We start from the raw sequence: 23,592 nt of genomic DNA on the forward strand, positions 1-23,592 counted from the left end.
GTCGTCACAGGTTTGTCGTAACAAGTCTGGTCGTCACAATCGGAAACGCGGTGCGGATCGGCGAGGCCTCACGGCAATGGACGGTTGCGAAAATGCTCGACAATGCGTGCATGACGTTCGCGTCCCGCTGCCACCAGCACCCCATGCGTCACCTCCCGGCGATTGTACTCAATCGCATCCCCCGAGAGCGCGGTCATCTTACCACCCGCTTCCTGCACGATCAAATTCGCGGCGGCAAGATCCCAGTCGCGGCTTTGCCCGCCTGCAAAGGCGGCGTCAAGTCGACCTTGTGCTACGCGGCACAACCGCAGGGCCAGCGATCCGATCCGCGGAAACAGCGTGATCTCGTCCGATGTCGGGCTGAGCCGCTGCACCAGCGGTTTCGGTCCGGCCATGCGGGGAAATTCGAAATCGGTGCCCGCGGTCGCGTGCACGCCGCTGTCGTTCAGGGTCGCGCCCTGGCCGCGGGCGGCAAAGAAGAATTCTTCGGTCACCGGCGCATACACCGCCGCGAGCACCGGCGATGCATTTTCAACCAGCGCCACACTGACGCACCAGTCCTCGCGGCCGGCGAGATAGGCGCGGGTGCCATCGATCGGATCGACGATCCAGGTGAAGCGCCGGTCGAGCCGGGTCGCGTTGTCGGCGCTCTCCTCCGACAGCCAGCCGTAACCCGGCGTCGCCGAACGCAGCTGCTGCTCCAGGAGGTCGTTGACGGCGATGTCGGCCTCCGAGACCGGCGAGGACGCGCCCTTGATCCAGTTCTTCAATTCGGTGCGGAACAGCGACGATGCGAGCCGGCCCGCCTCCTGCACCGATCTGGTCAGCAAGGCGGCGTCGCGCGCCTTGGTCCAGTCGTCCGTATCAGCGTCCGCCAAGCGTCAGGCCCTCGATGCGCAGCGTCGGCGAATTGACGCCGTAACGGAATTCCAGATCGTTGGCGGCGACCAGCGACTTGAACATCGGCAGCAGGTGGCCGGCGATGGTCACTTCGCTGACCGGATAGGTGATCTCGCCATTCTCGATCCAGAAGCCGGACGCGCCGCGGCTGTAGTCGCCGGTCACGCCGTTGACGCCGGAGCCGATAAGGTCGGTGACATAGAAGCCCTGCTTGATGTCCGAGATCAGCTCCTTCGGCGTCACCGCACCCGGCTCGAGATGCAGATTATATGTTCCGGGCGACGGCGAGGACGACACGCCGCGATGCGCATGCCCGGTCGTGACCAGACCGAGCTCGCGCGCAGTCGCGGAGTCCAGCACCCAGGTGGTCAGCACGCCTTCGTCGATCAACGCGATCTTCTTCACCTTGACGCCCTCGGCGTCGAAGGTCTGCGAGCGCAGGCCGCGCACGCGCAAGGGATCGTCGATGATACGGATATCCCTGGAGAACAGTTGCTCGCCGAGCTTGTCCTTCAGGAAGCTGGTCTTGCGCGCGATCGAGGCGCCGTTGATGGCGCCGACCAGATGGCCGACGATCGAGCCCGCAACCCGCGGATCGAACACCACAGGCACCTTGCAGGTCTCGACCTTGCGCGGATTCGACCGCGCCACCGCGCGCTCGCCGGCCTTGCGGCCAACGGCCGTGGGTGAATCGAGATCGGACGCGTGTGGCGCGCTGGTGAAATCATAGTCGCGCTCCATGCCGGTGCCCTCACCGGAAATCGCCGTCGTCGAGATGCCGTGGCTGGAGCGCAGGTAAGAGCCGTGGAAGCCGGTCGACGTCACCAGCACCATGCCGCCGATCCCGGTCGAGGCCGATGCACCGCCGGATTTCGTGACGCCCTTGACCGCGAGTGCCGCAGCCTCCGCTTCGATGGCGCGCTGCTCGAGCTCGGCCGTGGTTGGGACGGTGCGGTCGAGCAGATCGAGATCGGGGAAATCATGCGCATGGAGCGCGGGATCGGCCAGACCGACATATTTGTCGTCAGGCGCCACGCGCGCCATCGCGACCGCGCGCTCGGCGAGCTTTGCGATCCCGTCGCCGCTGACGTCGTTGGTCGACACCACCGCCTGGCGCTGGCCGACAAACACCCGAAGTCCGACATCATCGCCCTCGGAGCGCTCGGTTTCCTCGACGCGGCCGTCGCGGACTTCGACGCCTTGCGAGACGCCGCGCACCGCGATGGCATCGGCCGCATCGGCGCCGGCGCGCTTTGCGGCTTCGACCAGACGCTGCGCAAGGTCGCTCAGGCCGGACTGGTCGAACAGATCGGAGGTATCGCCGTGTCGCGATGCAGATGGTGAAGAGTTCACGAACGAATTCCTGCGGATTGAGGGGGGCCCGGAATGGCGTCGACAGACCTAACCAGATGTGCCGGATTCACAGGGAATTCAAGCACTTTGCACCGGCGGGCAACAAAGATTTGAGTAATCGGCGCAAGGCTTCGTCAATCATGCGGGCCAACCTCTTGTCAATCATGGCGCCAGGTGAGGAGCGGTTAACCAGGCTTTTTAAGCCGAAACGGCCATCGCTCGGCTAGGCTCTCACACATCGACCGGGAACATAATCCCGGCGGGGAGACTAAGGCTTTGAGGCGTCAAATACCAACAAGCGGAATCAATTCCGCCGGGTCGAGCCGCGCATTGCGGCTCGACCCACTTTCCCTTCCGCTCAGCTTCCACGCGCAGGATGCGCGCGCGGATGGCGGCATGCGGCAGGTCGAGCTTCATCGCGAACATGTCGTGCTGCGCCGCGCCGTTCTCGGCATGCGGATGGCGGTCAATGTTCGTGTCAGCGATTTTCTCGGCGTCGCACTGCGCGGCATCGACGACGCGCAGATGCTGGTGCTGGTTCACCGCGATCCCGCGCTGTCCGTTCCGCTCGGCACCAGTGCGGATGCCGAAGAGATCAGCTCCGCCTGGCAGATGTGGAGCGACATCTTCCATCTCCCGCAACTGACCGAGCCGGCGCCGCGCCAGCCTGCCCCGCGCCGCCGTCGCCGCAACGCAATCCGCGCGCGCCGCCCGAAATTCCTGGTCCGCCGCCGCGCCGGCGTCAGCCTCAACGGCACCAGCGTGCATCGCGACGAGCGCGAGATCATCGCGCGGGATTGAGTTCGTTTCGCTGCGCTCCACGCCTCTCACCTCTTTCGTCGTCCTGGCGAAAGCCAGGACCCATAACCACCGCTTTCGGTGACGGGCGTGATCGCGGCCCCAGCGTCGCACAACAATTGAGATTTGGGGTAATGGGTCCTGGCTTTCGCCAGGACGACGCTGAGTAGGTGACATTACCGACATCCTCAAGTGTCGTCCCTGCTTTCGCAGGGACGACACCGATTTTGTTGATCGGCTGGCGGGGCATACTCTCGCGTTCTCGCGACATGAATCGTCCGAGTCTTGCTCTTCTCGCTTCGCGAGCCCTCAGGTGCGCAATTGCGCTCCGGGGAATGGCGAGAGCGCGCCGCTACGCTGCGCGCAGCATCGCATCGACGACCAGGCTTGCGAACAGGATGAAGCCGGCGTCGCGGTTGGATTTGAAGATGCGCAGACAGAGTGCGGGATCGCTGGTGTCGAGCCGGCGGACCTGCCAGGCGAGATGCAGCGCGAACGCCGCTAGCCCAATCCAGGCCGGCCAGCGCGCGCCTGCGAGCGCGAAGGCCACGCCGATCAAGAGCACGGCGAGACCATAAAAGATCACGAGCGCGCGATGGGTGCGTGCCCCGAACAGGCGCGCGGTGGATTTGACGCCGATCAGTGCATCATCCTCGGCGTCCTGATGGGCGTAGATGGTGTCGTAGGCGATCACCCAGGCGATCGATCCGGCGTAAAGCGCGATCGCGGCCGCATCGATGCGCTCGAGCGTCACCGCAAATCCCATCAGCGCGCCGTAGGAAAAGGCGAGGCCGAGCACGACCTGCGGCCACCAGGTGATCCGCTTCATGAACGGATAGATCGCGACGATCACGAGCGAGGCGATGCCGGTCATCACCGCGAAGCGGTTGAACTGCAGCAGCACGAGAAGCCCGATCAGCGCCTGCAGGACCATGAAGACCACCGCCTGCGTCACCGTGACCTGCCCGGCCGGGATCGGCCGCGACCGCGTACGCTCGACCTTGGCGTCGAGATCGCGATCGGTGATGTCGTTCCAGGTGCAGCCCGCGCCGCGCATCACGAAGGCGCCGATGAAGAACAACAGGACGACGAGCGGGAGCGAGCGCACATCGTGCGCGACGCCGGCGGCGAGCGCCGCCGACCACCAGCACGGCATCAACAACAGCCAGGAGCCGATCGGCCGGTCGTAGCGCGCAAGCCGCAGATAGGGCCGCGACCAGACCGGCGCATGGGTGTCCACCCAGTTGCCTGTGGAGTCGGCAACGCGGGCGGAGACCTCGCTCATGGCCGGTCAATCATCGGGCGCCCAATCATCGGGTGAGAACGTTGCCGTTCAGCGTGTCGAAGGTGCTGCCGCCCTTCTTGGTCGGCGTCGCTTCCGGCAGCGAGGCGGACGAGCCGAGCACGTCGCTCAGCGACGGCCCCGCGGGCCCGCGCGGCTGTGCCGCCGCCTGCTCCGCGACGTTGCAGACCTTCTTCAGCAAGGCCTCGGTATTCTTGTGACCGTCCTTGAGCTGGTTGGAGATCTGCGGCGGGATCCCGCACTTCGACGCGTTGGTGTCGACGTACTTGATCATCTTGACTTCGGCCTGGCTGTAATTGCCGATCAGCTTGCAGGCCTCCTGCGGGCTGGCGTGCCGGTCGCTCGCCGCCTTGATCGCCTTGCCGCGCCTCTCGGTCTCCTCGCGTAGCGGGACGAAATCCTTCATGCAGGCGTCACCGGCGGCGCCACCACCGGCGCCGGGCGGGGGCGGCGGAGACGACAGACCGCCGCCGGCGATGGGAGCCGCACCACTGCTCGGAAATGGCGACGGCGCGCCGCCGACCCTGGCCGCGGGGGCGCCGTTGACCGGCGGAAACGCAGGATCCGGTGCGGTGCTCGCCCGGCTCGGGCGCGCGCCGTTCACCGGCGGGAACGCGGGATCCGAGGCGGTGCCGGCCTGGCCTTGATTGGGCAACGGCGCGGGAAAGGCGCTCTGGGCCGCGGCGTGCCCCGCGGACAGGGCGGTCGCGGCAACGGTCAGCACGATCAGTCGGCGGATCATCGAGGGTGTTTCTCCGGCAAAAGGTCCAGGCAACCCCAGCGCAACAAAACGAAGCAACGAAATTTGGGGGCGTTTTACGATTCCTGTGAGCCCTTAACAACCCGTGGATTTGGGCGACAGCGCGGCGTAGGGCCACACCGGCCACATTAAATTGTTCCCCGATTTGAAGCCTTTAGGCCGCGAACGGCGGTAAAACCGGACCATCACATGTGCCTGAACGGGATTTTCGGTGATGCATCAGCTCGAATATGCGGCCCCACACCGACCGAAAAACAAAAGGGGCCGCGTGCAAGCGACCCCTCGGACTTCAAAAATGACTTGGTGACAGAAGCAATATATCGACACCACTGTAGTAGTTGGCCGGAGCGTTCCTGACGAGTCCGCGGGACTACGGTGTCGCCCGGCTTGGTTAACTTGCCTCGCCGCATGGAAGCGGCCTTAGCGCCGGCGCCCGACGCCAATTACGGAATCTGCCGATCCTCTCCGATCGCAATCAACAGCAGCGGGCGATACTTGGCAGCACCGTTGGGCTAGAACGCGGCTCAGGAATCCAGGACATGCCTGAACTCGATTTTCGCAGCCCCCGCCTGTTTGTCGATGCCCCGCTCGGTGCCGGCACATCCGTTTCGCTCGAACGCGACCAGAGCAACTATCTCGGCAACGTGCTGCGGCTTGGCGCCGGCGATACCGTGCTGGTGTTCAACGGGCGTGATGGCGAATGGCGCGCCGAGATTTCCGGCCGCAAGCGGGCCGACACGCTGACGATCACGACGCAGACCCGGGCGCAGGACCGCCTGCCCGACGTGACCTATGTGTTCGCGCCGCTGAAACATGCGCGGCTCGACTACATGGTGCAGAAGGCGGTCGAGATGGGCGCGGCACGGCTGGTGCCGGTGCTGACGCGCTTCACCCAGGTGTCGCGGGTCAACAGCGAACGGATGCGCGCCAATGTGGTCGAAGCCGCCGAGCAATGCGGGATTATCTCGCTCGCCGAGGTCGCCGATCCCCTCCCGCTCGAACGTTTCCTGGCGGGGCGCGATTCGGCGCGGCTTCTGGTGTTCTGCGACGAGGCGGCAGAAGTCGCGAATCCGGTGCAGGCGTTGCAGGCGGCGACCGCCGCAAATGGCGGGATCGACGTGCTGATCGGCCCCGAGGGCGGCTTTGCCGAGGAAGAGCGCGCGCTGCTGCTGCGCCAGCCCAACATCCTCCGTCTCGCACTCGGCCCGCGCATCCTGCGCGCCGACACCGCCGCCGTCGCCGCGCTGGCGCTGGTGCAGGCGGCACTGGGGGACTGGGGAGGTAGTGATCGACGGACCGGCGGAAGGGTTCCCTCCCCCGCAAGGGGGGAGGGAGCCTGAGAGGCGTGGTCACATCACTCGCAATTCGGCGTGCCCTGCCCCTAGCCAAGCCGTCGCAAAATCGTTAACGAACCCAATCATTAAGCCACTTGGCTGATCCCTGTCGAAACCCTGATACGGCCATGCTAAGGGCTTCGCCAACACCACCCATGGAACCCACTCCGAAACGCGAGTTCGGAGCGAATTGGACGTCGAGATGAGCGAAGCTGCCGCACCACGACCCGCCGCCGGATCCGCCCCAGGAGCGGCTTCCTGGGCGGATGCGTTGCTGGCCTCGTTCGCGCAGGCCGGTTATCTCAGGTCCGAACCCGCCATCCTGCAGCCGGCCGAGCCGTTCCTCGACCTGTCCGGCGAGGACATCCGCAAGAGCCTGTATCTGACGACCGACCCGAGCGGCGAGGAGCTCTGCCTGCGCCCGGATCTCACGATCCCGGTGGCGCGCGACTACCTCGCCTCGCCCCGCGCCGGCCAGCCGGCCGGCTTCAGCTATCTCGGCCCGGTGTTCCGCTATCGCGACGGCCAGCCGAGCCAGTTCCTGCAGGCCGGCATCGAATCCTTTGGGCGGCAGGATCGCGCCGCAGCCGACGCCGAGATGCTGGCGCTGGCGCTGGAGGCGACCACGGCCTTTGGGTTGAAGGATGTCGAGATCCGCACCGGCGACGTCGCGCTGTTCAACGCGCTGATCGATGCGCTCGAGCTCTATCCGGTGTGGCGGCGCCGGTTGATCAAGGATTTCAACCGCAAGGTTTCGCTGACCGACGACATCGAGCAGCTGACATTGGCGACTGCGCCGGGCCGGAACGAATATGAGGGCGTGCTCGCAGCGCTGGCCGGCTCCGACCGCAAGGCGGCGCTGGCGCTGGTCACCGATCTGATGTCGATCGCCGGCACCACCAATGTCGGCGGACGGACGGTCGCCGAGATCGCCGACCGCTTCCTCGAGCAATCGACGCTGAAGGGCGGCGCGCTGCCGCGCGATGCGCTCGCCACCATCAAGCGCTTCCTCGCGATATCGGGCGATCCCGACGACGCAGTCGCGCAGCTGCGCGCGCTCGCCGCCGACGCCGGGCTCGACCTTGCCGCGGCGATCGACCAGTTCGAAAGCCGGGTCGGCTTCATGGCCGCGCGCGGCATCGACATCCGGAAAACGCGGTTCGCGACCGCGTTCGGCCGCGGCCTCGACTACTACACCGGCTTCGAGTTCGAGCTGCACGCCAAGGGCAACGGCGCCGAGCCGCTGGTCGCGGGCGGTCGCTATGACGGGCTGATGACGCAGCTCGGCTCGGCCAGTCCGATCCCGGCGGTCGGCTTCTCGGTCTGGATCGAGGCGATGACCCGGCATGGCAAGGCCGGCGCCTCCGGAGGCGCCCGATGAGCACGCCGTTCGTCGTCGCCGTTCCCTCCAAGGGGCGCTTGCAGGAAAACGCGGAGAGCTTCTTCGCCCGCGCCGGGGCTGACCTTGTCGAAGGCCGGCGGCGCGCGCGACTATCGCGGCACCATCGCCGGCGTCGACAATGTCGAGATCGCCTATCTGTCGGCGAGCGAGATCGCGGCCAATCTGGCGCGCGGCTCGGTGCATCTCGGCGTCACCGGCGAGGATCTGGTGCGCGAGAGCATTCCGGATGCCGACAAGCGCGTGCTGATGATCGAAGGCCTCGGCTTCGGCTATGCCAATGTCGTGGTCGCGGTGCCGCAGGCCTGGATCGACGTCCGCACCATGGCCGATCTCGACGACGTCGCGAGCGGCTTCCGCGAGCAGCACAATCACCGCATGCGGGTCGCGACCAAATACATCAATCTGACGCGCGGCTTCTTTGCGAAGCACGGCGTCGGCGACTACCGCATCGTGGAGAGCGCCGGCGCCACCGAGGGCGCGCCCGCGGCCGGCACCGCCGAGTTGATCGTCGACATTACGACTACGGGCGCGACGCTTGCCGCCAACGGGCTCAAGGTGCTCGACGACGGCGTGATGCTGCGCAGCCAGGCCAACCTCGTCGCCTCCCGCGATGCCGACTGGTCGAATAGCGCCCGCGAGACCGCGCGCGTCATCCTCGACCACATCGCCGCGCGCGCCCGCGCAGCCAAGTATCGCGAGGTCCGCACCCGCTTTGCCGGCTGCAACGATGCGCTGCTGTCCGAAGCGCATACCCGTTTCGGCGTGGTCGCCCCGTTCGGCAGCCCGACCTCGTCGGGCATGCTGACGCTGCACTGCCCACCGGGCAAGCTTTACGCGCTCGGCAGCTTCCTGCGCGAGCACGGCGCCGAGACGGTGTCGGTGGTGTCGCTGGACTATGTGTTCGACCGCGAGAACCCGCTGTTCGCCAAGCTCGAGGCGTTCCTGCGACAATGAGCGGGCGGGGCCGTTCATGTTGGCGACAGCCGGCCGTCGGTACCATATTGAGTTCATGATCTCTCGTTGTGACGCGTTTTCTTTCACGCGAACCGGAACCCGATTTCGGTGGAAAACGCTCTAGTTCTGGAACCTGACCGATGATGCTGGGCTCTGACGTTTCCAGCCTGACGGCAACCGCCAAGACCGCCCCCGCGCAGGGTCTGTCCATCGTCGTGCCCGTCTACAACGAGGCCGCCGGGCTTGTGGCGCTGCACCAACGTCTGATCGACCTCGCCAGCTCACTGCGCGCCCGTTACGGGCTCACTTGCGAAGTGGTCTATGTCGACGACGGCAGCGCGGACAACACGCTGGCGATCGCGCGTGGCCTGCCCGCCGACGGGCTCGACCTGCAGGTGGTGTCGCTGTCGCGCAATTTCGGCAAGGAGGCGGCGCTGATGGCCGGCCTCGACCATGCCCGCCGCGGCGCGGTGCTGTTCATGGATGGCGACGGCCAGCATCCGCCGACGCTGGTCGAGCAGCTGGTCGCGCACTGGATCGATGACGGCTACGACGTAGTCTACACGGCGAAGGCGAACCGCGACAATGAATCGGCGTTGCGGCGGCTTTCCGTGCGCGGCTTCTACGCGCTGATCAATTGGGGGGCGCGGCAGAAGATCCCCGAGGATGCCGGCGACTTCCGCCTGCTGTCGCCGCGCGCGGCGCTGGCGCTGCGGCAATTGCCGGAGCGCAACCGTTTCTTCAAGGGCCTCGCGAGCTGGATCGGCTTCAGGCAGATCCGCGTCGACTACGAACCGGCACCGCGCGCGCATGGCGTCACCACCTTCAACGCCGGCCGGCTGATCGGCCTGTCGATCGAGGGCCTGACCTCGTTCTCGGTGGCGCCGCTGCGCTTCGCCAGCCTGCTCGGCGCGCTGCTCGCCGGCGCGGCGTTCCTGTTCGGCCTCTCGATCCTGTGGGAAGTGCTGACGACCGGCAAGCAGGTCCCCGGTTATCCGTCACTGATGATCGGCGTGATGACGATCGGCGGCGTGCAGCTGATCATGATCGGCATCGTCGGCGAATATATCGGCAAGATCCTCTCCGAACTGAAGGCACGGCGGAACGATCTACTTCGTCGCCGAGCATACCGAGAAGCACGCCGACGGCGGCGCGGCGCAGGGCGCCACCGAGCGGACCGCCGCCGAATGAACGAAAATTCGCCGCGCCGGATCTGGCTGTGTGCTGACGATTATGGCTTGAGCGATGGCGTCAACCGCGCGATCCGCGACCTGATCGAGCGCGGCCGCCTCAATGCGACGTCGGTGATGATGGTGACGCCGGCGATCGGCCGCGAGGCAGCGGCCGCGCTACAGGCTTCGGTCGCGAAAGGCCCGCGCTGCGCGATCGGGCTGCATGTGACGCTGACCGCGCCGTTCCGGCCGCTGACGATGCATTTCCGTCCGCTCGACGGCGACATGTTCCTGCCGTTCCCGCGGCTGTTGCGCGCCGGGCTGATGCATCGGCTCGATGCCGATCTGGTCCATGCCGAGGTGCTGGCGCAGCTCGACGCCTTCCACGATCTGTTCGGCCGTGCGCCCGATTTCGTCGACGGCCATCAGCACGCGCGCAGCTGTTCCCGCAGGTGCGCGACGGCTTCCTGCGTGCCGTGAAGGAGCGCGCGCCGGGCGCCTGGGTGCGGCAGTGCGGACGCGAAGGTCCGCTGGCGCGCCAGCTCGCGGCGCCGAAGGCTTTGGTGCTGAACGTGCTCAGCACGCAATTCCGGATCAAGGCCCAGCGATCGGGCCTGCACTTCAACCCGGCCTTCGCCGGCGCCTACGACTTTACGCGCGGCAGCGAATTCGCAGGCCTGATGCAGGGCTTCCTCGACGGCCTGCCGGAAGACGGGCTCGTGATGTGCCATCCCGGTTTCGTCGATGAAACCCTGAAGACCCTCGACCCGCTGACCACGCAGCGCGAAACCGAGCATGCCTATCTCGCGGGCGAGGATTTCCCCGCTTTGCTGGCCCTGAATAAAGTTACACTGACCTGAGACCCTTGTTTTGACGCGTTTTCTTCACGCGAACCGGGATCCACCCCGCATCAAGTGCGGGGCAGGCTTCGCTCGAAAACGCTTCAGGTTCACGAAAACCGCCGGTCGTATTGTCGCATACAGAAATTTAATTCTGGCCCCCACTCCTTGCGCCACAAAGCCCGTCCTACATGAGCCGCGCGCCGATTCGATCGACGCGATGGAGAACGCCATGACACCGCAAGAACGCCAACTGATTGACGATCTCTTCGACCGGCTCGCCAAGCTGGAGAATGCCCCACGCGACAACGAGGCCATGTCCGCGATCATGCAGGGCCTGCGCAGCGCGCCGAATGCGGTTTACACGCTGGTGCAGACCGCGCTGGTTCAGGACGAGGCGCTGAAGCGCGCCCATGACCGGATCCAGGAGCTCGAGGCCGCGGTCGGCCAGCAGCAGGGAGCACAGCAGCAGGGCGGCGGTTTCCTCGATTCGATGCGCGATGCGATCTTCGGACAGGGCCAGCAGCAACCGCACGGCTCGGTGCCGCCGGTGCGCCCGCCGGATGTTGGCGGCAGCCGCCCGGTCTGGAACTCGGGCCAGGCGATGCAGCAGGCGGGCGGCTATGGCCAGCCGCCGCAGCAATACGGCCAGCCCCAATACGGCCAGCCCTACGGCGGCCAGCAGCCCCCGCCCTTCGGCGGCGGCGCGCCCGGCGGCGGTGGCGGCTCGTTCCTCGGCACTGCGGCGGCGGCCGCGGCCGGCGTGGTCGGCGGCGGACTGCTGCTCTCCAGCATTCGCGGCATGATGGGTGGCGGCAGCCATCAATCACTGGCCGACGCCGGCGGCCTCGGCGGTGGTTCGCGTCCCTGGGGCGGCGACCAGTCGTCGAGCAACCTTGCCCGTGACGCCGGGATCAACGATGTCAGTTCGTCCGGTCGCGACAGTGATTCCGGCTCGCGCGCCGGCGCGTTCGACCAGGCGCAGGCCGACCAGGACAGCGACGATGATCAAGACGCCGACGACTTCGACGACAACGGCGGCGACGACAACAGCGATTACGCGTAAACGCGATCGCTGAAACGACGACGGCCGCTCCAATCGAGCGGCCGTTTTGATTCCGTCGTCCCGGCGAAAGCCGGGACGACACCATCTTTAGGGCAGCTGCTTCAAAACCACCTCACATCACGACGACCTTGGCGCCGACATTGACGCGGCCGTAGAGGTCGATCACGTCCTCGTTGCGCATCCGGATGCAGCCGGACGAGACGTTGGTGCCGATCGTCCAAGGCTCGTTGGAGCCATGGATACGATAGAGCGAGGAGCCGAGATACATCGCACGGGCGCCGAGCGGATTCTCCGGGCCGCCTTCCATGTGCCGCGGCAGATCGGGACGGCGCGCCAGCATTTCCGGCGGCGGCGTCCAGGCCGGCCATTCCTTCTTCGCCGAGATCGTCTTGACGCCGGCCCAGGTGAAGCCGGGCCGCCCAACGCCGATGCCGTAGCGCAGCGCGCGGCCGTCGCCCTGCACCAGATAGAGGAACTTGTTCGGCGTATCGACGACGATGGTGCCGACGCCTTCCTTGCCGCTGTAATCGGACCAGCTGCTTCTCATATCTGGGATCGAACGGACGCTGCGCCGGATCGCCCGCGGCTTCTTCCTGCTGGCGGATCATCTGCTGCTGCGGATCCATCGGCGGCAGCCCCTGGCGGTTGCCGTAATAGCCAGGCTGCTGCTGATACATCGGCTGCGGCGAATACCCCTGCGACGACGGCGCATCGCCGAACAGGAATTCGATGAAGCCGCCGCCCATGTTGGAGCGCTGCGGCTGCGCGTAGGCGGTGCGCATCGGCGGCTGCGGTGCGCCCTGGTTGGCGTAGATCACGGTGGGCTCGGGCTGAGCCGATGCGTCGATCGCCATGGCATGTTGGGGAATTGCGATAAGCGAAGAAGCGCCGGCGAGCAGCGCAAGCGTGGTTTTCCTGAACATCGACGTACTCTGTACTGGTTTCGTCGTGACGTGTGACGTGGACGGAGCGCACATGCGCCGTTGCACGTGGTCAATAAGCAATGAAAACCGCATCGGTTTGGTAAACGGATCGGCCGTTTCGATTCACCATCTCGACAATGCCGCGCGGTTTTGCCTGACAGCGTTTATTTTGCGTGAACGCCGCAGCGACATGGTTAATCGCCGGTATCGCAGCGGTTGCGCGCACTCGGCGCAAACTGTTCCCGCGTGAACCTGACGTTAAATCACCTCTCGCTAGAACGGACTGCAGTGAAGGGGCGGGAATGAAATCATGTCAGTGAAGCGTAAGCGTTTTCGTGTCGAGCAGGCCATGGGCGAAGTCGTGATGCCGGAGCCGGAAATTGCCGGCGGCGCCGAACTCGGTCCGATGCATAGTGAGATCATGGCGGAGCTTCGCTCGATCCGCGCCCAGATGGCCGCGGCACCGGCGCAGCGCACCGGCGACAGCGTCGATGCCGCCGTCGCCCGCGAAGTCGCCGAGACGCACGCGCTGCTCGAGACCTACCGCGCGCAGGTCGAACAGTGCGAGAAGCTCAAGGTCGAGCTCGACCTAATCCACGACGCGATCAGCCGCACCAAGCGCGAGATCGCCGTGCTGCACGGCAAGAGCTTCAACGGCGAGGAGATGGCCAAGGTCAATGGCGAACTCGGCGCCGTGGTCGGCGGCACCGAACAGGCCACCCAGCAGATCCTCGAAGCGGTGGAAGCGATCGACCAAGCCGCGACCGCGCTCGCCAACAACGTCACGCCCGACCAGCAGAAGCGGCTCAGCGAAGATATTCAGGAGCGCGTGGTCTCGATCTTCGAGGCCTGCAACTTCCAGGACCTCACCGGCCAGCGCATCAGCAAGGTGATGCAGACGATGAAGTTCATCGAACAGCACATCAACGAGATGATGAACATCTGGGGCGGTGTAGACGCGATCAAGACCCACTCCCCGCCGATCGTCGACACCCGCGAGGGCGATGCCCGCCTGCTCAACGGCCCGAAGCTCGACGGCGACGCCGGCCACGCCTCGCAGGACGACATCGACGCGATGTTCAACTGAGATTTGTCGGATCGAAACGAAAAGCGCCGGCCTTCGGGCCGGCATTTTTGTTTGGGCGATGGTCCAGCCTCGTGAGGGATCACCCGACAGAGTTGTGAGATTATCGCGGTCGCCGCTTCGTGAGTGACCTTGCGCGGCAGCTTTCCTTGCATGCACGTCAAGTGACACCTCTGTCTCGACCGCATGCAGTTTGTGCCAATTGTGACATCTGCAAATTTGCTGGCAGGTCCGCTATCGCAGGCGCATACTGTGTGTGAGGGAATTGTCATGCGTGCGCCGGGAGCCAACGTTGGGTGCCCGTTGCATCGGACTTCCGGAGTGAATCCGGTCGCCCCGAGCGGGGCTTCGTACTTCCACACAGCACAGGTTTGCGGGCCACTCGTTACGCGCATCCGGCGAGGGCAAGCCGGCTTCGCTCGGGCGCAGCCGTCATTGAAACTGTGACGATGCGCGGCGGGTTGCTTCCGCGCTGATACCTGCGCCTTGTTAAGGGATCACCGATTGGGGGGAGCCACTGAAAGTACTCAACACTGGAGATAGAACATGACGCGAAGAATTGTCAGAAATACTGCAATTGCGCTCTCGACTTTCGCTTGTGCGACACTATTCTCCATCACCTGGTCCGAGCAGGGTGGCATTTCGGCTTCGGTCGAAAGCGCCCAAGCGCGCGTGGGCCGACCGCTGACGCCCATGAGCGCCGCGGGCGTTGCGCGTCGTCACACTCGGCGCGCCGCGTACGGGTACGGGGTCGGCGCGGGGATCGCCGCCACGGCCGCGGTCGCCACGGCAGCCGCCACTGCGCCGGCCTATGCTGGCTGGGGCACGAATAACTGGACCGATGCATACGCCGCCCAGACGGATCCCCACTTTGGCCAGCCCTACTATCCGGCACGAGCCTACTATGGTGGCAGCCCGTATTACGGTTATGCCGGATGGGCAGACTACAAGGCAGCCAATGGCATCACCTGCGAACCTGGCACGATGACGAAGATGGCCGACGGCCACACTTACGTCTGTCAGTGAGATCCGCGCAACGACACGGAAAGAGGGCGGATCAATGAGCCGCCCTCTTTCATTTGAAGCAGATCGATCTCGCATAGTGGCGGCCCGCGCCCAGCGTTGATCTACGTCAACATCGCCTGTCCCTTGCCACTCATGTTCAGCCGTACCTGAACCGGCGCCATCATCTGTCGGTTCGCCTGCGATGAAAGGGATCACCATGCATCGGACGAACATTCTTTCGACCAAGTCGGTGACGGTTACGGGGATCGTGGCCAGCCTCTTGTTGGGTACAGCAGGTGTCGCGCTCAATTCGGCACCGGCCAAGGCGGTCGTCTACTGTCAGTATGTCGGCTATCCGCATGGTTGCGTGGCGAGGGCAGGCGTCGTGCTAAGGCCTCGACCGGTGGCGCGGGCTACGGTTCGTCATCACGCGGGCGGCAACCTGAATGGTGGCGTCAATCGGGTCGGAGTCCGGCGATAAGGCAGTTCTTTGCGAGTCATGACCCGGGGGCGCACGGCAAGGTTCGAGCGCTGGGGTTCGTTCAGGAACAGACGAAATCGCCGGCCCTCGGGGCCGGCGGTTTTTGTTCTTGACCTGCTTCAAGGCCAATTCCTCGGTGCGCAATTGCGCACCTAAGGTTTGATGCCTCGCATCGCCCTCGAATGACGTGCCAGCCGCGTTACGCCCGCGGCGCGCAGCGGACGTAGACCATGTTGCCGTAGCGGGTGGCGGCGTCCTTGTCGACGAAGCGGGTGATCAACACCCGGCCGTCGAACGAGATGATCTCGCGGTCCTGCTCGCCGGGCACAGGTCCGGGCGGGCCGATATAATTCTTGCCGCTCGGGGAACCCTTCAGCCGCAGTTCCTGCGGGGTGGCCTGGTCGGCCAGATGCATGATGACGCCGCCGTTCTGGCCGGCGCCGATCACGTAAGGCTGCTTGCACTGGCCGCGTGCGGCGGCCTCGGTGCGGGCGCGGTCGGCGGGATTCTGGAACGAGGCGAGGCCCCAGCGGCCGACGATCTCGTCGGGGCGGATGCTCGCCGGCATCTCCGGGGCCACCCCCGGTTCGACCGGCCCCGGCTCGGGGTTCGACGACAACGACGGCAGGCTCATGCTGCCGCACGCCCCCAAAAGTGTCGTCAGCGCCGAAACAGCCGCGAACCGTGCGACCAATCGCGCGTTGAGTGACCTGATCATATGCATCCCCCGAACTATCTCCCGGCCGCACCCGTCATGCAGCCAAGCGTAAAACTTAAGGCGGAGCAATGACGTCTGACAAAATTACGTCATCGCTACGATTTGGTTTCCGGTCCACCATCCTATATTGGCCTCACCAAGGCCTTAACCCGTTTGCTTGACAGAAACTGCGCCAAGCCATATTTCCCGGCGCACAATTAGCACTCTCGCACCACGATTGCTAAATGCGCCGGGCGTCCTGCCTGGCGCCGACCGGACCGGCATTCAACGCCGGTCTCGATGAACCGGACCTGAAACCGAGCCTCCAAGAGGGAACGTCATGGCTAAATCCACCTTCCGCCCACTGCATGACCGCGTCGTGGTCAAGCGTATCGATGCCGAGGAGAAGTCCAAGGGCGGCATCATCATTCCGGACTCGGCCAAGGAGAAGCCGTCGCAGGGCGAGATCGTCGCCGTCGGCCCGGGTGGCCGCGACGAGGCCGGCAAGCTGATCCCGATCGACCTCAAGGTCGGCGACCGCGTGCTGTTCGGCAAGTGGTCGGGCACCGAGGTCAAGCTCGACAACCAGGAGCTCCTCATCATGAAGGAGTCCGACATCATGGGCGTGCTGGCGTAAGGCCACGACCAATTCGAGAAACGCGACGCTCGCTCCGCTGTCATGCCCGGGCTTGACCCGGGCATCCATCACGCTTCCCAAGACTCTCACGAGGGCGATGGATTGCCGGGTCACCTAGCACGAAGACGCACTTCGTGCTTTTGCCCGGCAATGACGCGCAAAGCGAGCGGCAAGCAATTCACAGACATTCCAGGAGTTCAAATCAATGGCTGCCAAGGACGTAAAATTCGCCGGAGACGCCCGCGACCGCATGCTGCGCGGTGTCGACGTGCTCGCCAATGCCGTGAAGGTGACGCTCGGCCCGAAGGGCCGCAACGTCGTCATCGAGAAGAGCTTTGGCGCTCCCCGCATCACCAAGGACGGCGTCACCGTCGCCAAGGAGATCGAGCTCGAGGACAAGTTCGAGAACATGGGCGCGCAGATGCTGCGCGAGGTCGCCTCCAAGACCAACGACACCGCCGGTGACGGCACCACCACCGCGACCGTGCTGGCGCAGGCCATCGTCCGCGAGGGCGCCAAGGCGGTCGCCGCCGGCATGAACCCGATGGACCTGAAGCGCGGAATCGACACCGCGGTCGCCGCCGTCATCAAGGACATCGAGAAGCGCGCCAAGCCGGTCGCTTCCTCCTCGGAAGTCGCCCAGGTCGGCACCATCTCGGCCAATGGCGATGCCGCGATCGGCAAGATGATCGCGCAGGCGATGCAGAAGGTCGGCAACGAGGGCGTCATCACCGTCGAGGAAAACAAGTCGCTCGATACCGAGGTCGACATCGTCGAGGGCATGAAGTTCGACCGCGGCTATCTGTCGCCCTACTTCATCACCAACGCCGAGAAGATGACCGCCGAGCTCGAGGATGCCTACATCCTGCTGCACGAGAAGAAGCTGACCGGCCTGCAGTCCATGCTGCCGGTGCTGGAAGCCGTGGTGCAGTCGGGCCGTCCGCTCCTGATCCTCGCCGAGGACGTCGAGGGCGAGGCGCTGGCGACGCTGGTGGTCAACCGCCTGCGCGGCGGCCTCAAGGTCGCCGCCGTCAAGGCGCCGGGCTTCGGCGATCGCCGCAAGGCGATGCTGGAGGACATCGCGATCCTGACCGGCGGTCAGCTGATCTCCGACGACCTCGGCATGAAGCTCGAGAACGTCACGATCAACATGCTCGGCCGCGCCGGCAAGATCGTGATCGACAAGGAGAACACCACGATCGTTCAAGGGCGCCGGCAAGAAGAAGGACATCGACGCCCGCGTCGGCCAGATCAAGGCGCAGATCGAGGAGACCACCTCGGACTACGACCGTGAGAAGCTGCAGGAGCGCCTTGCCAAGCTCGCCGGCGGCGTTGCGGTGATCAAGGTCGGCGGTGCGACCGAGGTCGAGGTCAAGGAGAAGAAGGACCGTGTCGAGGACGCGCTGAATGCGACCCGCGCCGCAGTGCAGGAAGGCATCGTGCCCGGTGGCGGCGTCGCGCTGCTGCGCGCCAAGAAGGCGGTCGGCCGTCTCACCAACCCGAATGCCGACGTCCAGGCCGGCATCAACATCGTGCTCAAGGCGCTCGAAGCTCCGGTCCGCCAGATCTCGGAGAACGCCGGTGTCGAGGGCTCGATCGTGGTCGGCAAGATCCTCGAGAACAAGTCGGAGACCTTCGGCTTCGACGCCCAGACCGAGGAGTATGTCGACATGGTCGACAAGGGCATCATCGACCCCGCCAAGGTGGTGCGCACCGCGCTGCAGGACGCCTCCTCCGTGGCCGGCCTCTTGGTGACCACCGAAGCCATGGTCGCCGAGCTGCCGAAGGACGCGGCACCGGCGATGCCGGGCGGCGGCATGGGTGGAATGGGTGGCATGGGCGGCTTCTAAGCCCCGTCTGCACATCCGCGTCGAGATCGAAGGCCGCCTCCGGGCGGCCTTCTTTTTTGGCAGTTTGATTACGATCAAGACCTAAGGATCATCTCATGTCGCGCGACGCCAAATCGCTGACGTCAACGCTGGTGCTGTTCTACGCGATCGGCGCCGTGCTCGCGTTGGGCGCCTATGCCCTGGACAGCATCGATGATCTTGCGGTCGTCCTGACGTTCTGGATCAGGCAAACGATAACGTTCGCCGTCCTCGGCGCTGGTTATGGCCTCTACTACGTGATCTCCGGTTCTACCGGTCATCGTCCAAACGCGCCGCTGCGATTTCTGGACATATCGTTTCTGGCTGCTGCCGCCCACGCTCGGGGTTGGCATGCTTGTGCATAGCTGAGCGATTTTTGAGGGCGACATCCAAACCTCCCTTTTTTCCTTCGCGGACGGGCTGTGATGCTTGGCACCACTGTCATTGCGAGGAGCGATAGCGACGAAGCAATCCATTTTTCCGCTTGCGGCCCGATGGATTGCTTCGCTTCGCTCGCAATGACGTGGATAGGCCGGGATAGGCGGGTACGAATTTAAGCCACGCAGATGTCAGCCACCGCCACCTTCTGGAACAGATGCGGCGACGCCACGGCCGAGGCCGGGTAGGCGGCGAGCTTGGCCCTGAACTCGGGATTGGCGAAGGCGGACCGGAAAGCCGCGGTCGACTCCCACACCGCGTAGTTCAGATAGGCCGGGCTGTCGCCGAGCGCGCGGTGCAGCTGGGTCGAGATGAAGCCGGGCTGCCGCTTCATGATGGCGGCGTCGGCCTGCCAGGCTTTCAGAAAGATCTCCTCGTCGGCCTGGTCGAGCGTGAAGACGTTGACGAGCACGATATTGCTGGCATCGACCGCGAGCTGACGGTCGATCGGGAATGCGGGGTCGAGGGGACGCATCTGCGGCATGGTTGGCTCCGTCGATTTGGTGCTATGATGTCATTCCGCTACGATGGATACATATCGTTTTGACATCATGATGTCAACATCAACTTATGGTGACAAATGCCACAGACCAAGCGAACGCCGGCCGGCGAAGCCCTGAGCAGCCTGATTCTCGACCTGTTCAGGCTCAACAGCCTGCTGTTCACCGCCGGCGACCGGCTGGTGGCCGGGCTTGGCCTGACCAGCGCGCGCTGGCAGATCCTCGGCGCCATCGTCACCGCCGAGCGCCCGCAACCGGTCGCGTGGCTGGCGCGCGACCTCGGCGCTGCCAGACAAAACGTGCAGCGGATCGTCAACGACCTGCAACGGGACGGGCTCGTCACATTCGAGACCAATCCGCATCATCGCCGCGCCCAGCTCGTTGTGCTGACCGAGAAGGGACGGCACGCCTTCGAGGCGGCCATGCGCCTGCAGCTGCCCTGGGTGAACGGCCTCGCCGACGGATTGTCGATCAAGGACCTCGAATCCACCAGCCGCGTCGTGAGTACGCTGCGCGGCAGGTTGGAGAGCGGCCAGGAACCGGACGACCGCGCATGACAGCGATTCTGGAAGCGCCGCCGTTAGGCGGCCTTCTTTTTTGGCCAATGACACGGAGGTTTGCTAGTTACGGCGGAACCGATTCTGCCCTTCGAGGACTTATCGTATGCGCGCGCTCCCGCTCCTGCTGCTCGGTCTTGCCGTCGTCTCGGCACCTGCCCTCGCCCAGATGAAGCTGCAAACGAAGCCGGCACCGTCGAACGGCCCCGAGACGCGCTATTTCACTTCGATCGACGGCCTGATGGACGGCAATGCCGACGTCGTGCTGAAGGAAACCCGCCAGGGCAAGACCGTGACCGCGGCCGTGCTCGACGTCTGCTATCCCGCCGACAAGAGTTCGGACCGCAAGGACCGCTTCGTCGCCAACCTGACCGTCAACGGCCAGACGCTGTCCGGCACCACCCAGAGCGTCGCCGACAAGCAGCCGATCACGGTCAAGCTGAACCGCAAGCAGACCGGCGACAGCTTTGAGTTCCGCGGCCAGATCACGATCGGCCAGACCGTGACGGAGGTCGCCTCGACGGACAATTCCGATCTCAGCGAGAAGGAATTCCAGGACAACCAGGCCACCGAGGACGGCATCACGCCGCAGCCGAAGGACTTCACCGACGTCTCGCCGGAAGCGATCGGGGTGCGGGTGAAGCTCGATGCGGCAGCCGATTTCCTCAAGAGCCTGAAGGGCGAGGCCGCCGAGATCGGCACCTCCAGCCTCGCGGTGACCTGCGATGCGATGCGCTCCGGCGAGCAGACCATCAACCTCACCGTCGATCCCGAGCACGCCAGCGCGCTGCTCGCCAAGGCGAAATCAGCGCCCGGCGTGACGGCGGCCGGCTGGACCAGCGGCGTGGTCGAGATGGACCGCACCATCCGCTTCGCCGCCGCCGACTGGCGTGATGGCGACAAGATCAACAAGGACAAGCTCGCATCCGCGATCGCGGGCGTGCTGGCGAAGACGCTTTCCGCAAAGCCAGCCTCGGCGACTTGGAACGCGAATACCGGCAAGCTCAAGCTGGTGCTGAAGCGGCCGAGCGCGATCTACCCTGCGCTCGGCCTCACCCAGAATTACGAGGTCACCGCCGTCGTCTCGCCCGACAAGCCCGGCAGCTCGGACAAACTGATGCTGTGGGTCTCGAGCCCCACCGTCTCGACGTCGGACGACAGCGCCGGCGCCAAGCTCAATCTGTCCGACGATTCCAGCAGCGACGAGGAAGGCAGCGAGGCCAAGGACGACAACGGCGCGATCGACGCGCTGGTCAAGGAGCTCAAAGGCCAGCGCTGGGACGCCGACAAGTCGGTGTGGCGGTAAGGCCGGCGCTCGCCTGATTCACGCCGCCCTCGTCTTCAGCGGCACGACGTTGTTGCGCACCGCCTTCGGAGCGGCGTCCGGACCGGACTGAAGCATCCCGTCGCTTCTGACGAACAATTCGGAACCAGGCTCGACCGCAGCGCGATCGAGCAGCGCCCATAGCTCGGGACGAAGTCCGTCGCCGCGCGGCGCAGCGATCGCATCGAAGTTGCGCATGATGTTTTCTCCTGTGTGACGGCGAAGACGTTCTCGCCCGCGCGTTGCGCGAACCACCCGCTTTCCGATTGCGCGACAGCGTTCGAGAAACGGCGTTAAGCGCCATGTCGACAAAGCGGAATCTCGCCTCCAACGCGCTCGCGCGCCCGATCCGGAATCGGGTGGCTCGACACACGTCTTCGAATGCCTATTGCGCCCATCGAGACAACGCCGGTCGCGATACCGGCAACGCGCAAATGGAGACGATCCGATGTCAGAGGAAAACAAGACCATCGTAGGCCGGTGGTTCAAGGAGTTCTGGGGAAACCCATGGAATCCGGCGCATCATCGACGAGCTCGCGACACCAGACATTGTCGTGCACTACCCGATGCACGAACCGAAGAAGGGCCGCGCCGCGGTCACGCAATTCATCACCGAGTTTCGCGAAGCGTTTCCGGATCTCAATTTCTGGGGCGTCGGCGATCTCGTCGCGGAAGGTGATCTCGTCGTCGGCCGCTGGGAAGGTGGCGGCACGCACACCGGGCCCGCCTTCAGCGACTTCCGGCTCGGCTCGCTGCCTGCGGCCTCCGGCCGCAAGATGACGTTCGCCGGCACGACCGTGCTGCGCGTGCGGGACGGACGGATCGCCGAGGAGCTCGGACAGGAAGATGCGCTGACCGCCATGCTGCAGCTCGGCCTCATTCGCTTGCCTGAACAGAGTGGCTACGCCGGGTGAACCGGCGTTTCATCGACGATCGCATCGCGGCTACCCGAACGCACCTCCCTGCGCTCGGGTAGCGGCTCTAATCCGCAGGCTCGCTGGACGCATTCCAATGTTGCCTGCGCCGGCATCGCATCTCCTGATGCGGTGCCGGCGCAGGCTCTCCGCAGCGGCTCTTCATCAAGCCGGAAAGATCAGGCACGTCGTCGTGCCATGCGCGAGCAGCCGCCCCTTCTCGTCGGTGACCCTGCCTTCCGCGGTGCCGATGCGGCGGCCGCAATTGAGCACCTGGCCCTCGGCCCGGATCGGGCCGGTGTCCGGCGTGATCGGCCGCACCAGCGAGATCTTGAATTCGAGCGTGGTCTGGCTCGTTCCGGCATCGAGCGTCGACTGCACGGCAAGGCCCATGCAGCTGTCGAGCAGTGTCGCGGTGAGCCCGCCATGCACGGTGCCTGCCGGATTGAGATGCGCATCCGTCGGCAGCAGCGCGACGACGACGCGGCCGTGCTCGGCTTCAGTGACGTCATAGCCGAGCGTCCGCGCGATGGTGTTGAGCGGCAACGCGCCGCTGGCGAGCCCCTGGACGAATTCGAGGCCGCTCATCCTGAGTTTCTGTTCGGCACTGACGGTGCCGTAGCTCTTGGCCATTGCTGATCTCCATTATTGCATCGTGATGTTTGGCAGCCGCTTCCGTCGCAGCGAGACGGGCGAGCGGCCGTAGAGCTTTGCGAATGCGGCGTTCATGCGCCTTGCGCTGGAGAAGCCGGCGCGCTGCGCCACCCGACAGATCGGGAGATCGCTGCCGTCGATCAGTCGCTTGGCGCGCTGCACGCGCAGCGAGAGCGCGACCTGCAGCGGCGAGGCATCGAGATGCTCGGCGAACAGACGCGACATATGCCGCGTGCCGATGCCGAGCCGATCGGCCAGCGCAGCGACATTTCCGCGGTCGAGGGCGCCCGCTTCGATCAGCGCCAGCGCGCGCTCGACCGTCGTCCTGGTGCCTTTCCATGCCGGGCAGAACGGCGCCGCCTCGGGACGGCAGCGCAGACAGGGCCGGAAGCCGGCGCGCTCGGCCGACGCGGCGCTGCCGTAGAACCGCACATTGCGGGCGAGCGGCGTGCGCGCCCGGCACACCGGACGGCAATACACGCCCGTCGTCCTGACCGCGACGAACACGATGCCGTCCCAGGCCGGGTCGCGGCGCTGAAAGGCTGCATACTGGGCGGCGAAATCGAGCATGCCACCGCTATAGCGGCGCCTAAGCGCCACGACGACCCGCTTTGCGGTGACGGCGTCCG

General features: G+C 65.3%; 22 protein-coding genes and 5 pseudogenes. 17 read left to right on the forward strand and 10 right to left on the reverse strand.

Annotated elements, in window-relative coordinates; all coding sequences use genetic code 11:
* Positions 1–68 precede the first annotated feature (68 nt).
* Both ACVWW1_RS23990 and ACVWW1_RS23995 read right to left on the reverse strand, forming a co-directional pair.
* On the reverse strand, positions 69–878 hold the full coding sequence (locus ACVWW1_RS23990) for an inositol monophosphatase family protein (protein WP_456657647.1): 810 nt from the start codon (positions 876–878) through the stop codon (positions 69–71).
* Positions 865–2,253, reverse strand: a complete 1,389-nt coding sequence (locus ACVWW1_RS23995) for a TldD/PmbA family protein (RefSeq protein ID WP_212313537.1) — start codon at positions 2,251–2,253, stop codon at positions 865–867. The genes ACVWW1_RS23990 and ACVWW1_RS23995 overlap by 14 nt, the downstream gene beginning before the upstream one ends.
* A gap of 276 nt (positions 2,254–2,529) precedes the next feature.
* Between ACVWW1_RS23995 and ACVWW1_RS24000 the strand changes: the two genes are divergently transcribed.
* Positions 2,530–3,054, forward strand: a complete 525-nt coding sequence (locus tag ACVWW1_RS24000) for a DUF6101 family protein (RefSeq protein WP_456657648.1) — start codon at positions 2,530–2,532, stop codon at positions 3,052–3,054.
* Positions 3,055–3,403: 349 nt separating this feature from the next.
* On the opposite strand, the gene ubiA is transcribed toward ACVWW1_RS24000, so the two are convergent.
* Both ubiA and ACVWW1_RS24010 read right to left on the reverse strand, forming a co-directional pair.
* The gene (gene ubiA / locus ACVWW1_RS24005) at positions 3,404–4,336 is read right to left on the reverse strand and encodes a 4-hydroxybenzoate octaprenyltransferase (RefSeq protein ID WP_456657649.1); all 933 of its coding nucleotides are present in this window, start codon (positions 4,334–4,336) and stop codon (positions 3,404–3,406) included.
* A 25-nt stretch (positions 4,337–4,361) separates the two neighbouring features.
* Complete coding sequence (locus ACVWW1_RS24010; RefSeq protein WP_456657650.1) at positions 4,362–5,096, reverse strand: hypothetical protein; 735 nt, start codon at positions 5,094–5,096, stop codon at positions 4,362–4,364.
* Between the two features lie 557 nt (positions 5,097–5,653).
* Between ACVWW1_RS24010 and ACVWW1_RS24015 the strand changes: the two genes are divergently transcribed.
* From ACVWW1_RS24015 to ACVWW1_RS24040, 6 genes and pseudogenes are all read left to right on the forward strand, one after another.
* Positions 5,654–6,454, forward strand: a complete 801-nt coding sequence (locus ACVWW1_RS24015) for a 16S rRNA (uracil(1498)-N(3))-methyltransferase (RefSeq protein ID WP_456657651.1) — start codon at positions 5,654–5,656, stop codon at positions 6,452–6,454.
* A 196-nt stretch (positions 6,455–6,650) separates the two neighbouring features.
* A complete protein-coding gene (locus tag ACVWW1_RS24020) occupies positions 6,651–7,829 on the forward strand; it encodes an ATP phosphoribosyltransferase regulatory subunit (protein WP_456657652.1) in 1,179 nt (392 codons plus the stop codon).
* Positions 7,826–8,804, forward strand: a pseudogene (hisG, locus tag ACVWW1_RS24025) (ATP phosphoribosyltransferase). The gene ACVWW1_RS24020 and the pseudogene hisG overlap by 4 nt, the downstream one beginning before the upstream one ends.
* A gap of 140 nt (positions 8,805–8,944) precedes the next feature.
* Positions 8,945–9,995 (forward strand): annotated as a pseudogene (locus ACVWW1_RS24030) (glycosyltransferase family 2 protein).
* Positions 9,992–10,836: pseudogene (locus ACVWW1_RS24035) on the forward strand (ChbG/HpnK family deacetylase). The pseudogenes ACVWW1_RS24030 and ACVWW1_RS24035 overlap by 4 nt, the downstream one beginning before the upstream one ends.
* Before the next feature lie 211 nt (positions 10,837–11,047).
* Positions 11,048–11,881: a DUF2076 domain-containing protein gene (locus ACVWW1_RS24040; protein ID WP_207832776.1), complete on the forward strand. Its 834-nt coding sequence runs from the start codon at positions 11,048–11,050 to the stop codon at positions 11,879–11,881.
* A 112-nt stretch (positions 11,882–11,993) separates the two neighbouring features.
* Here the strand turns inward: ACVWW1_RS24040 and ACVWW1_RS24045 are convergent.
* Positions 11,994–12,804: pseudogene (locus ACVWW1_RS24045) on the reverse strand (L,D-transpeptidase family protein).
* Here ACVWW1_RS24045 and ACVWW1_RS24050 point away from each other — a divergent pair.
* The 4 genes from ACVWW1_RS24050 to ACVWW1_RS24065 all read left to right on the forward strand — a co-directional run bounded on the left by ACVWW1_RS24050 (position 12,788) and on the right by ACVWW1_RS24065 (position 15,374).
* Positions 12,788–13,054: a hypothetical protein gene (locus ACVWW1_RS24050; RefSeq protein WP_456660847.1), complete on the forward strand. Its 267-nt coding sequence runs from the start codon at positions 12,788–12,790 to the stop codon at positions 13,052–13,054. The pseudogene ACVWW1_RS24045 and the gene ACVWW1_RS24050 overlap by 17 nt on opposite strands.
* 60 nt (positions 13,055–13,114) lie before the next feature.
* Complete coding sequence (locus tag ACVWW1_RS24055) at positions 13,115–13,891, forward strand: protein phosphatase CheZ (RefSeq protein WP_456657653.1); 777 nt, start codon at positions 13,115–13,117, stop codon at positions 13,889–13,891.
* A gap of 543 nt (positions 13,892–14,434) precedes the next feature.
* Positions 14,435–14,914 carry a hypothetical protein gene (locus tag ACVWW1_RS24060; RefSeq protein ID WP_456657654.1) on the forward strand — a complete coding sequence of 160 codons (480 nt, stop codon included), beginning with the start codon at positions 14,435–14,437 and terminating at the stop codon, positions 14,912–14,914.
* Between the two features lie 196 nt (positions 14,915–15,110).
* The gene (locus ACVWW1_RS24065; RefSeq protein WP_224924897.1) at positions 15,111–15,374 is read left to right on the forward strand and encodes a hypothetical protein; all 264 of its coding nucleotides are present in this window, start codon (positions 15,111–15,113) and stop codon (positions 15,372–15,374) included.
* A gap of 199 nt (positions 15,375–15,573) precedes the next feature.
* Here the strand turns inward: ACVWW1_RS24065 and ACVWW1_RS24070 are convergent, their stop codons facing one another.
* The gene (locus ACVWW1_RS24070) at positions 15,574–16,092 is read right to left on the reverse strand and encodes a hypothetical protein (RefSeq protein ID WP_173638579.1); all 519 of its coding nucleotides are present in this window, start codon (positions 16,090–16,092) and stop codon (positions 15,574–15,576) included.
* A 319-nt stretch (positions 16,093–16,411) separates the two neighbouring features.
* On the opposite strand from ACVWW1_RS24070, the gene ACVWW1_RS24075 reads away from it, so the two are divergent.
* The 3 genes and pseudogenes from ACVWW1_RS24075 (at position 16,412) to ACVWW1_RS24085 (ending at position 18,941) form a co-directional block, all read left to right on the forward strand.
* A complete protein-coding gene (locus ACVWW1_RS24075; protein WP_018269780.1) occupies positions 16,412–16,708 on the forward strand; it encodes a co-chaperone GroES in 297 nt (98 codons plus the stop codon).
* Between the two features lie 205 nt (positions 16,709–16,913).
* Positions 16,914–18,558, forward strand: a pseudogene (gene groL, locus ACVWW1_RS24080) (chaperonin GroEL).
* Between the two features lie 95 nt (positions 18,559–18,653).
* Positions 18,654–18,941: a hypothetical protein gene (locus ACVWW1_RS24085; protein ID WP_456657655.1), complete on the forward strand. Its 288-nt coding sequence runs from the start codon at positions 18,654–18,656 to the stop codon at positions 18,939–18,941.
* Between the two features lie 188 nt (positions 18,942–19,129).
* On the opposite strand, the gene ACVWW1_RS24090 is transcribed toward ACVWW1_RS24085, so the two are convergent.
* Complete coding sequence (locus ACVWW1_RS24090; protein WP_456657656.1) at positions 19,130–19,498, reverse strand: antibiotic biosynthesis monooxygenase family protein; 369 nt, start codon at positions 19,496–19,498, stop codon at positions 19,130–19,132.
* Positions 19,499–19,594: 96 nt separating this feature from the next.
* On the opposite strand from ACVWW1_RS24090, the gene ACVWW1_RS24095 reads away from it, so the two are divergent.
* Both ACVWW1_RS24095 and ACVWW1_RS24100 read left to right on the forward strand, forming a co-directional pair.
* On the forward strand, positions 19,595–20,071 hold the full coding sequence (locus tag ACVWW1_RS24095) for a MarR family winged helix-turn-helix transcriptional regulator (RefSeq protein WP_456657657.1): 477 nt from the start codon (positions 19,595–19,597) through the stop codon (positions 20,069–20,071).
* Between the two features lie 106 nt (positions 20,072–20,177).
* Positions 20,178–21,377 (forward strand): hypothetical protein, encoded by a 1,200-nt coding sequence (locus ACVWW1_RS24100; protein WP_456657658.1) that lies wholly within the window; start codon positions 20,178–20,180, stop codon positions 21,375–21,377.
* An 18-nt stretch (positions 21,378–21,395) separates the two neighbouring features.
* Here the strand turns inward: ACVWW1_RS24100 and ACVWW1_RS24105 are convergent, their stop codons facing one another.
* Positions 21,396–21,593, reverse strand: coding sequence for a hypothetical protein (locus tag ACVWW1_RS24105; RefSeq protein ID WP_456657659.1), 198 nt, complete (start codon positions 21,591–21,593; stop codon positions 21,396–21,398).
* 368 nt (positions 21,594–21,961) lie between these two features.
* Here ACVWW1_RS24105 and ACVWW1_RS24110 point away from each other — a divergent pair, with 368 nt between their 5' ends.
* Positions 21,962–22,309: an ester cyclase gene (locus ACVWW1_RS24110; RefSeq protein WP_456657660.1), complete on the forward strand. Its 348-nt coding sequence runs from the start codon at positions 21,962–21,964 to the stop codon at positions 22,307–22,309.
* A gap of 165 nt (positions 22,310–22,474) precedes the next feature.
* On the opposite strand, the gene ACVWW1_RS24115 is transcribed toward ACVWW1_RS24110, so the two are convergent.
* Positions 22,475–22,942 carry a PaaI family thioesterase gene (locus tag ACVWW1_RS24115; RefSeq protein ID WP_456657661.1) on the reverse strand — a complete coding sequence of 156 codons (468 nt, stop codon included), beginning with the start codon at positions 22,940–22,942 and terminating at the stop codon, positions 22,475–22,477.
* A gap of 12 nt (positions 22,943–22,954) precedes the next feature.
* Positions 22,955–23,533 carry a bifunctional transcriptional activator/DNA repair enzyme AdaA gene (locus ACVWW1_RS24120; protein WP_456660662.1) on the reverse strand — a complete coding sequence of 193 codons (579 nt, stop codon included), beginning with the start codon at positions 23,531–23,533 and terminating at the stop codon, positions 22,955–22,957.
* Positions 23,534–23,592 lie beyond the last annotated feature (59 nt).

Source organism: Bradyrhizobium sp. JR3.5 (assembly GCF_054057015.1).

Excerpts from the sequence above, each read along its gene's own strand:
- ubiA (WP_456657649.1), bottom strand. The coding sequence starts at position 4,336 with ATGAGCGAGGTCTCCGCCCGCGTTGCCGACTCCACAGGCAACTGGGTG.
- ACVWW1_RS24010 (WP_456657650.1), bottom strand. The coding sequence starts at position 5,096 with ATGATCCGCCGACTGATCGTGCTGACCGTTGCCGCGACCGCCCTGTCC.
- ACVWW1_RS24015 (WP_456657651.1), top strand. The coding sequence starts at position 5,654 with ATGCCTGAACTCGATTTTCGCAGCCCCCGCCTGTTTGTCGATGCCCCG.
- ACVWW1_RS24020 (WP_456657652.1), top strand. The coding sequence starts at position 6,651 with ATGAGCGAAGCTGCCGCACCACGACCCGCCGCCGGATCCGCCCCAGGA.
- ACVWW1_RS24040 (WP_207832776.1), top strand. The coding sequence starts at position 11,048 with ATGACACCGCAAGAACGCCAACTGATTGACGATCTCTTCGACCGGCTC.
- ACVWW1_RS24055 (WP_456657653.1), top strand. The coding sequence starts at position 13,115 with ATGTCAGTGAAGCGTAAGCGTTTTCGTGTCGAGCAGGCCATGGGCGAA.
- ACVWW1_RS24060 (WP_456657654.1), top strand. The coding sequence starts at position 14,435 with ATGACGCGAAGAATTGTCAGAAATACTGCAATTGCGCTCTCGACTTTC.
- ACVWW1_RS24065 (WP_224924897.1), top strand. The coding sequence starts at position 15,111 with ATGCATCGGACGAACATTCTTTCGACCAAGTCGGTGACGGTTACGGGG.
- ACVWW1_RS24070 (WP_173638579.1), bottom strand. The coding sequence starts at position 16,092 with ATGATCAGGTCACTCAACGCGCGATTGGTCGCACGGTTCGCGGCTGTT.
- ACVWW1_RS24075 (WP_018269780.1), top strand. The coding sequence starts at position 16,412 with ATGGCTAAATCCACCTTCCGCCCACTGCATGACCGCGTCGTGGTCAAG.
- ACVWW1_RS24085 (WP_456657655.1), top strand. The coding sequence starts at position 18,654 with ATGTCGCGCGACGCCAAATCGCTGACGTCAACGCTGGTGCTGTTCTAC.
- ACVWW1_RS24090 (WP_456657656.1), bottom strand. The coding sequence starts at position 19,498 with ATGCCGCAGATGCGTCCCCTCGACCCCGCATTCCCGATCGACCGTCAG.
- ACVWW1_RS24095 (WP_456657657.1), top strand. The coding sequence starts at position 19,595 with ATGCCACAGACCAAGCGAACGCCGGCCGGCGAAGCCCTGAGCAGCCTG.
- ACVWW1_RS24100 (WP_456657658.1), top strand. The coding sequence starts at position 20,178 with ATGCGCGCGCTCCCGCTCCTGCTGCTCGGTCTTGCCGTCGTCTCGGCA.
- ACVWW1_RS24105 (WP_456657659.1), bottom strand. The coding sequence starts at position 21,593 with ATGCGCAACTTCGATGCGATCGCTGCGCCGCGCGGCGACGGACTTCGT.
- ACVWW1_RS24110 (WP_456657660.1), top strand. The coding sequence starts at position 21,962 with ATGCACGAACCGAAGAAGGGCCGCGCCGCGGTCACGCAATTCATCACC.
- ACVWW1_RS24115 (WP_456657661.1), bottom strand. The coding sequence starts at position 22,942 with ATGGCCAAGAGCTACGGCACCGTCAGTGCCGAACAGAAACTCAGGATG.
- ACVWW1_RS24120 (WP_456660662.1), bottom strand. The coding sequence starts at position 23,533 with ATGCTCGATTTCGCCGCCCAGTATGCAGCCTTTCAGCGCCGCGACCCG.